Source organism: Sulfurospirillum arcachonense DSM 9755 (assembly GCF_000597725.1).
Taxonomy (GTDB): Bacteria; Campylobacterota; Campylobacteria; order Campylobacterales; family Sulfurospirillaceae; genus Sulfurospirillum_A; species Sulfurospirillum_A arcachonense.
In genome coordinates this window covers 26,227-33,696 of the sequence record NZ_JFBL01000022.1, presented here as the reverse complement: position 1 = coordinate 33,696, position 7,470 = coordinate 26,227, and the positions used below count along the sequence as shown (strand labels likewise).

Sequence of the window (7,470 nt, the reverse complement as noted above, 5' to 3'; positions counted from 1 at the left end):
AAAGGCCTTAGTACTCGTTTTAAAATTGCACATTTTGAGCAAGATAATGATGGTAAATTCGATGATACAGATGAAATCAATATGGATATTAAATATGCATTTAGTGGAGCATTTAAAGGATTAAGTACTCGTCTATGGGCTGGATATACTTCATATGATGATGATAATGCAGATGATGATGACTTTACTAACTTACGTTTTTATGTAAAGTATAACTTCTAATACATTAAAGATTTACAACTCCTTGAAAATATTGGAGCTTTGCCTATCATGGTAAAGCTCCTTTTTTTATTTACATGTATTGCTTTTTAGTAAAAGATTACATGTAAGTAAAAATTTTATGTATTCAAAGTGGAAGTGAGAATACAAGGATAATAAATTATGAAGTTACAACAAAAAATTACAGTTACTATTATAGGTGGTATGCTTGTAGGATTTACTCTATTTTTGAGTATTAATCATTTTATGATGAAAAAAATAGCTATCAGAGATACTCATGCAAAAGTTGAAAAAGAAGCTGCTAAATTAACATATACTATCAATCAATATTTAAATTATCAAAAAGATATCGCTATTGCTTTTAGTTCAAGTATTCATAATCTTAAGAATAAAAATTTTGAAAATATTCGTGAACATTTAGCACAAGCTCGGAATACTGCAAAAGTAACTACAACTATTGCTTATTTAGACAATCAAGAAGTTATCCATGTAAATCCTAAAATAAAAATACCTCTTCATGTTGTGAAGAATGACGTTGTATATAAAGCGGCTGAAGCAAATAACTTTAAGCCTACTATTTCTAAAGCATTTGACAATCCTATTCGTCCAGGACAAACAATAGTTACTGTTTCTGCTCCTATTGAAGGTAAAAGTTTTGGTTTTATAGTTTTGCCACTTAAAGTTATTGAACAAGAGGTTTTATCAACCAAATTTAAAGGTGGATTTGCTTCTATATCAAGTAAAGATCATGTCAATATCTTCCATCCAAACAAAGCATTTAAAGGGAAAAAACTTAGTGAAGTTGAACCAAGTCTGAAATGGGTAGAAGATGAAATCTTTTCTAAAAAAGCTGGTTTTATAGAATTTACAGTAAATGGGCATGATAAAATTTTGGCATTTGATACAGTCGAAATAACAGGATGGAAAGTTTTAGTAAATATTGATCAAAAAGTAGCTTTTGCTACTTTAAATAATCAAAGTAAAAGTCTATTGTGGATAAGTTTAGTTTTTGTTCTTTTAGGTGCCCTAAGTATTTATACCTTATTGGTATGGCAATTTAAACCAGTACATGTACTTCAAGAGATGATTAAAGATTTAGCTTCAGGTGAAGGTGATTTAACAAGACGTCTTAGTGTTAAAAGTCGTGATGAATTAGGAGATATTGCACATTCTATTAACCTTTTTATAGAAAAGATTCAAGAGTTGATTATAAGAGCTAAAGAGACAAGTAGTGAAAATGCTTCAATTACCAAGAAACTTTCTTCTACATTTGTAACAGTTGGTAAGCGTTCAGAAGAAGAAAATGCAATTGTTACTAGTAGTGTCGAAGAGGGAGAAAAGGTTCTAAAAGAGGTTGAAACTTCTGTAGAAAATACTCAATATAATAGTGAACAATTAAATATTGTTAATAATAATTTTCAAGAAATTCAAACTAAAATGGATCAGCTAAATATGCATTTACAAAAAAGTTCTGAAAGCGAACTTGAACTTGCTTCAAAACTTCAAAATACTCGTCAAAATACGGAAGAAGTAAAAAATGTATTAATTGTTATTGCTGATATTGCTGATCAAACAAATTTATTAGCACTCAATGCTGCTATTGAAGCAGCACGTGCAGGTGAACATGGACGAGGATTTGCTGTGGTTGCTGATGAAGTACGTAAACTAGCAGAAAGAACACAAAATAGTTTAGGTGAGATTAATACAACTATTAATATAGTTGTCCAAGCTATTTCAGATGCTTCAGGAGAGATGGATAGTAATGCTAAAGAAATTCTTTCTTTAGCAGAGATTTCTTCACAATTAGAAAATATAGTGAATGATAATGCTAAAATTTTAGAAAGCAATATTGAAAGTAACAATAATACTGTAGAAGAATCTTTGCATGCTAATGAATCAATTCAAAATATTATTAAAAGAATTCAAGAAATTGAATCCATTACTAGTCAAAATGCTCTAAGTATTGAAGAAGTTTCTATTGCTAGTGAAGATTTATCTGTTATGGCAAATAAATTAGATAGTGCTCTTAATCAGTTTAAAGTCAACTAATTTTCTTTTTTTAGGACATATCTTTTGTGCTATGTCCTCTTCATTTTTTAATTTTAATATAAATAATTTTACTTATTCTTTTACTAATTTACTCATTTAAGTATATTTTAAGTAGTAAAAAACAAAATATAAGTTTTATCTTGGTAAATTGATGGTAAAAATGAAGTCTTGACAAAAATGTCTGAGAAATTTAAAAGGAATTAAAAATGAAAATTTTTCTTCTTGAGCCGGATATAGATTTACAAGATAAGATTATTACATGTCTTAATAATTATCGCTTAAAATTTGATGTTAAAAGGGCACAAAGTGAACAAGAACTATATGATGATGTCGATTTTTTAGATAAATATGTTATTTTTATACTCAATCTTAAAAATCCGACAGATCCAAAAGTTATGGAATTTATCAGAGAAAATGGTGCTGAAGCACCAATATTGCTTATTTTAGAAAATGAGATAGATCCTAAAATATTGAAAAAAATATATTATCTTTCTTATAATGAGATTATTGTTAAAAAGTTTTTTTTAGATGAGTTAGTATTTCGATTATATAAATTGTGTGATATATGGAATGATGATATGTTTTTCTTATCTAAAAAAATTTATTTTGATTTTAAACATGCAACATTTGTATATAATGATGACTCTATTCATTTGGGAAAAAAAGAAGCGTTAATGTTGAAATTTTTGTTTGTAAAGTCACCAGCTATAGTGTCTTATGATATTATTGCAGCACATGTATATCAAAATGAAATAGTTACACAAGAGACAATTAGATCATTAATAAGACAAATCAGAGCAAAGCTACCATTAAACCTTATAGAAACAATAAAAGGGGAAGGGTATAAGCTTAAAAAATAGATTTGTTTTTGATTGTATCCATAGCTAATAAAAAGCTATGGATATTATGATAGAAATTAATGTAGAAATTTATCTATTACTTCTTTGTATTTTTTTTCAATAATATGCCTTTTTTTCTTAAAAGTATTGGTTAACTCTTCACCTGGTTTAAAATCTTCATTTAAAAAATGGATATTTTGTAGTTTTTCAAAAGGTTTAAATCCTTTATTGTGGTGTAAAAGATCATTCATATCTTTTTTTAGCTTACCTACTATTTGTTTGTCCTCTAAAAGATGCTCCATACTATGGACAACTTTATCAAAATTTTCATGAACATACTCTTTGAGTTTATCAAAATCTGGGACAACAAGCATTCCAAGACCCTTTTTATCTTGTCCTACTAGTATAGTATCTGTTATGAAAGGTAACATGGAGATGGTTGATTCTATACGGCTTGGGTCTACATTTTCACCATTTGCTAGAACGATTATCTCTTTTGAACGACCTGTTATGACAAGTTCACCCTTAATAGTAAATTTCCCTAAGTCCCCAGTTCTAAAATAGCCATCTTTTGTAAATGACTTCATATTTTCTTGCTCATTTTCATAGTAACCTGGAGTTATTTGGTCTCCTTTAAGGATGATTTCACCAACGTCACCTGTTTTAACATCTTTCCCATTATCATCAACAATTCTTAAATCAGTGCCTACTATGGGTAAGCCTAGTGTACTAAAAGTATTGCAGTTTAAAGTACGCCCTGCAATTGCAGGAGCACATTCTGTCATACCATAAGCATTTACTATACGAATACCAATTGCATCTATCCATGTATCTAAAAAGTCTGGTAGAGTTCCACCACCACTTATGGCTAAACGTAGTCTTCCTCCAAATTTTTCTTGAACGAGTTGTAATTTTCTCTTAGCAAATAGATTGAAAGGATATAAGAAAAATAAATTTATATATGCGAGTAGTTTTTTTATAGAACTAGACAAAAAGTTTTCTTTTGTAAATTGTGGGAGCTCATCTTTTGTAACTCTAAGATTATAATTATACTTTGCAGAAATATTGACTAGTTTTTTAAATATTTTTGCTTTTTGGGGATCTTTTTTTTCTAAAGTATTATTGATTTTTGTATACATTGATTCCCAAAGACGTGGAACAGTTGCAACAATTGTTGGTTTAAATTCTATTAAATCACAAGCAAATGTTTTTATAGTAGAATAAACAACACAACATCCGTTAGCTATAGCAAGATATTCAGCAGTACGTTCAAAAATATGCCAAGAAGGTAAAATAGAGACCCATAAATCGTTACTAGTCAAATCTAAAAGAGGAGGTAAAACACTAACGTTATACATAACATTTTTATGCGTTAGTATAACGCCTTTTGGTGTTCCTGTTGTTCCTGAAGTATATATAAGCGTAAAGATATCATTTTCACTAATTTCATTTTTACTTGCACAAAACTCTTTTATTTCATTTTCAAAAATTTCTTTTGTTTTTATTAAATCTAAATAAGAGTAGATGTTATCAAAAATAGTATGGATATTTTGGGCTTCGATAATAAAAATAGATTTTAATTTTAAAGCTTTAATCATCTCTTCATGCTCTTTGTATATACTCTCTGATTCAGTTATTAAAAAATCGGCATGAGAATGTTGCATGATAAATTCTAATTCATTAGTGGGAGTATCGTTACCTCTTGGAATGCTAATAGCTCCTAAAGAAACTAAAGCTAAATCTGTTACTATCCATTCATACCTATTATCACTTAAAAACATTACTTTAGAGCCTTTTTTGACTCCTTTTGCTTTAAATGCTCGTGAAAGAATGAGGACGTCATCAAATAGTTTTTGATAAGTGACATCAAATTTATTGTCATTAATTCTATATATAAAAGCTAATTTATCACGATTTTTTTCATAAGTTTCAATTAACATATGAAAAAGTGTGCCTATCTCTTTTCCCACTATAATCCTTTTTAAAAAAGTATATTCTACTATGAAAAAGCTAAAAAAAAAGGATAATTGGATTTGAAATTAAAATAAGAATAAGTCAGAGCATAATAATCGTGTATTATACTCTGTTTTAGAAGTTAATTAAATAGGTAAAACTCTAATCTTAGGAGAACAAGTTTCTCTTAAAACAGATTCTATTGCAAAAAGAGTTCCTGTCGAACTACTAGCACATCCTGAACAGGCACCTAAATATCTGATATATATATCAGTCATCCCATCATCCGTATCTTTAATGTCTAAAATTTCTAAATTTCCACCATCCATAACGAGCATAGGGCGAATATCTTTATCTATAGCAGCTTCAACAGATTTTAATTTTTGGACCATTGTATAGTCATCAAATGCCATTTCACTTTCGGTTCCAGCTATCTTTGCATCTGCTAAGGCACTCATTTTTTCTTGTTCCATTTCAGCACGAGTATCTTTTAGGATATCTACTAAATAATACTCTTTTTCTTCATGACCACCAGGGTTTTGACATGATTTACAAAATGCACCAGCTTTTGTGTAGTTCGTAATCTCTTCTATACTTTTTAAGTCATTTATCTTTATAACTTCTTTGATAGTTCCTAAGCTTACTCTTGCACATTCGCATACGATGATTTCATCTTCAAAGCTTTCTGCATCAACACCTTTATAAGAAGCAGCTGCAGCTTTAATAACATCATATGCCATAACAGAACAGTGCATTTTTTGAGGTGGAACTGCTGGAATATCAGGATTATCTCTCATTGCAAATTCAACATCTATGTTAGTAATTTTAACTGCTTGGTCTACAGTTTTACCTAGACATAGTTCAGCCATAGTATCACTACTTGCTATTGCTGTACCACATCCAAAACTTTTAAATTTTGCATTTTTAATAATATCAGTCTCTTCATCTACAACCCAATAAAGCCTAACAGCATCTCCACAACTTTCAGCGCCAAAGTCAGCAACTATAAGTTTTCCACCCTGTGCTTTTGCTTCTTCATCTGTAATCTCACCCATGTTTTGTGGGCTATTCATAAGGTCTTGTACTTTTTGGCTATATTCTTCCCAAATTGAACCGCCAATTAAATCATCTTTTGCCATTTATTTATCCTCTTTATTTATCATTATATTATAATTTGCTCTCATGCCAGTCTGGAGTGTGTGCAAATGTACTTGAAATTGATCTTAGTCTAATAACTGCTTTTCTTAAAGCTAAAACTGCGTAATCAACCTCTTCTTCTGTAGTAAAACGTGAAAGTGATAATCTCAATGCAGTATGTGCTAAATCAGCTTCTGCACCAATTGCTTCCATAACAGGATTTGATTCTAAATCTTCACTAGCACAGGCACTTCCAGTACTTGCTGCAATTCCACTTTTATTAAGATCCCAAAGCATAGCTTCGCCTTCAATACCTTTTACGCTTACCAAAATAGTATTTGGTGTTCTTTCTTCTCTTGTTCCAACTACAAATACATCATCTATTTTTAAAATAGCATCTTCTAGTTTATCACGAAGCCTTCTTACGTTGTTTTTTTCAAAATCAAGATTTTCAACTGCAAGTTCCATAGCCTTACCCATGCCTACAATACCAGGAACATTAAGAGTTCCACTTCTTCTACCACCCATATGTTCTCCACCATGAAAAAATGGTGATAAAGCTTGACTGTTTTTAATGTAAAGACCACCAACTCCTTTTGGACCATGGAATTTATGAGCAGAAAAACTTAAAAAATCAATGTCTAATTCTTGTACATCTACAGGAATTTTTCCTACAGCTTGCACTGCATCAGAGTGAAAAAGTATACCATTTTCTCTACAAATTTGTGAAATTTCTTTCATTGGAAAAAGCATACCTGTTTCATTATTTGCCCACATAATAGAGACTAAAGCAGTTTTATCTGTAATAGCATCTTTAAGTGTAGAAGTTTCAATAATACCTTTTTCATTTACAGGAAGGTATGTTACATTTACACCAAGTTTTTCTAAAAACTTACATGTGGATATTATTGCTGGATGTTCCACTTCACTTGTTATTATATGGTCTTTTTCACCATTTAAGATGTGGTCATAATATATACTTTTTAAAACCCAGTTATTACTCTCAGTAGCACAGGATGTTACAACTATGTCGTCATTATCGCTTGCATTTAATCCTTTATATAACTGATCCATAGCTTTTCTCAAAGCTGGGTGAGATTCACTACCAAATTGATGTAATGAGTTTGGGTTACCATATGATTGTACAAAATATGGTTCCATTTCTGCAAATACGTTTGGATCTACTATAGTAGTAGCATTATTGTCTAAATAGACTCGCATTAAATTTTCTCCATTTCTTAATTAGGATAAAAAATATCCTATTACTTTTTTT

Annotated in this window: 5 protein-coding genes and 1 pseudogene; 3 read left to right on the top strand and 3 right to left on the bottom strand. The window is 30.0% G+C overall.

Going from position 1 to position 7,470, the window contains the following annotated elements:
• The 3 genes and pseudogenes from K354_RS15140 to K354_RS0113180 all read left to right on the top strand — a co-directional run.
• Positions 1 to 222: pseudogene (locus tag K354_RS15140) on the top strand (OprD family outer membrane porin); the annotation flags it as partial.
• Between the two features lie 159 nt (positions 223 to 381).
• Complete coding sequence (locus K354_RS14855) at positions 382 to 2,268, top strand: methyl-accepting chemotaxis protein (RefSeq protein ID WP_024955955.1); 1,887 nt, start codon at positions 382 to 384, stop codon at positions 2,266 to 2,268.
• A gap of 206 nt (positions 2,269 to 2,474) precedes the next feature.
• A complete protein-coding gene (locus K354_RS0113180) occupies positions 2,475 to 3,128 on the top strand; it encodes a winged helix-turn-helix domain-containing protein (RefSeq protein ID WP_024955954.1) in 654 nt (217 codons plus the stop codon).
• 56 nt (positions 3,129 to 3,184) lie between these two features.
• Here the strand turns inward: K354_RS0113180 and K354_RS0113175 are convergent, their stop codons facing one another.
• The 3 genes from K354_RS0113175 to K354_RS0113165 all read right to left on the bottom strand — a co-directional run bounded on the left by K354_RS0113175 (position 3,185) and on the right by K354_RS0113165 (position 7,418).
• Positions 3,185 to 5,077 carry an AMP-dependent synthetase/ligase gene (locus K354_RS0113175; RefSeq protein ID WP_024955953.1) on the bottom strand — a complete coding sequence of 631 codons (1,893 nt, stop codon included), beginning with the start codon at positions 5,075 to 5,077 and terminating at the stop codon, positions 3,185 to 3,187.
• Positions 5,078 to 5,206: 129 nt separating this feature from the next.
• Positions 5,207 to 6,199, bottom strand: coding sequence for an iron-sulfur cluster assembly scaffold protein NifU (locus tag K354_RS0113170; RefSeq protein ID WP_024955952.1), 993 nt, complete (start codon positions 6,197 to 6,199; stop codon positions 5,207 to 5,209).
• Between the two features lie 28 nt (positions 6,200 to 6,227).
• Complete coding sequence (locus tag K354_RS0113165) at positions 6,228 to 7,418, bottom strand: NifS family cysteine desulfurase (RefSeq protein ID WP_024955951.1); 1,191 nt, start codon at positions 7,416 to 7,418, stop codon at positions 6,228 to 6,230.
• Positions 7,419 to 7,470 lie beyond the last annotated feature (52 nt).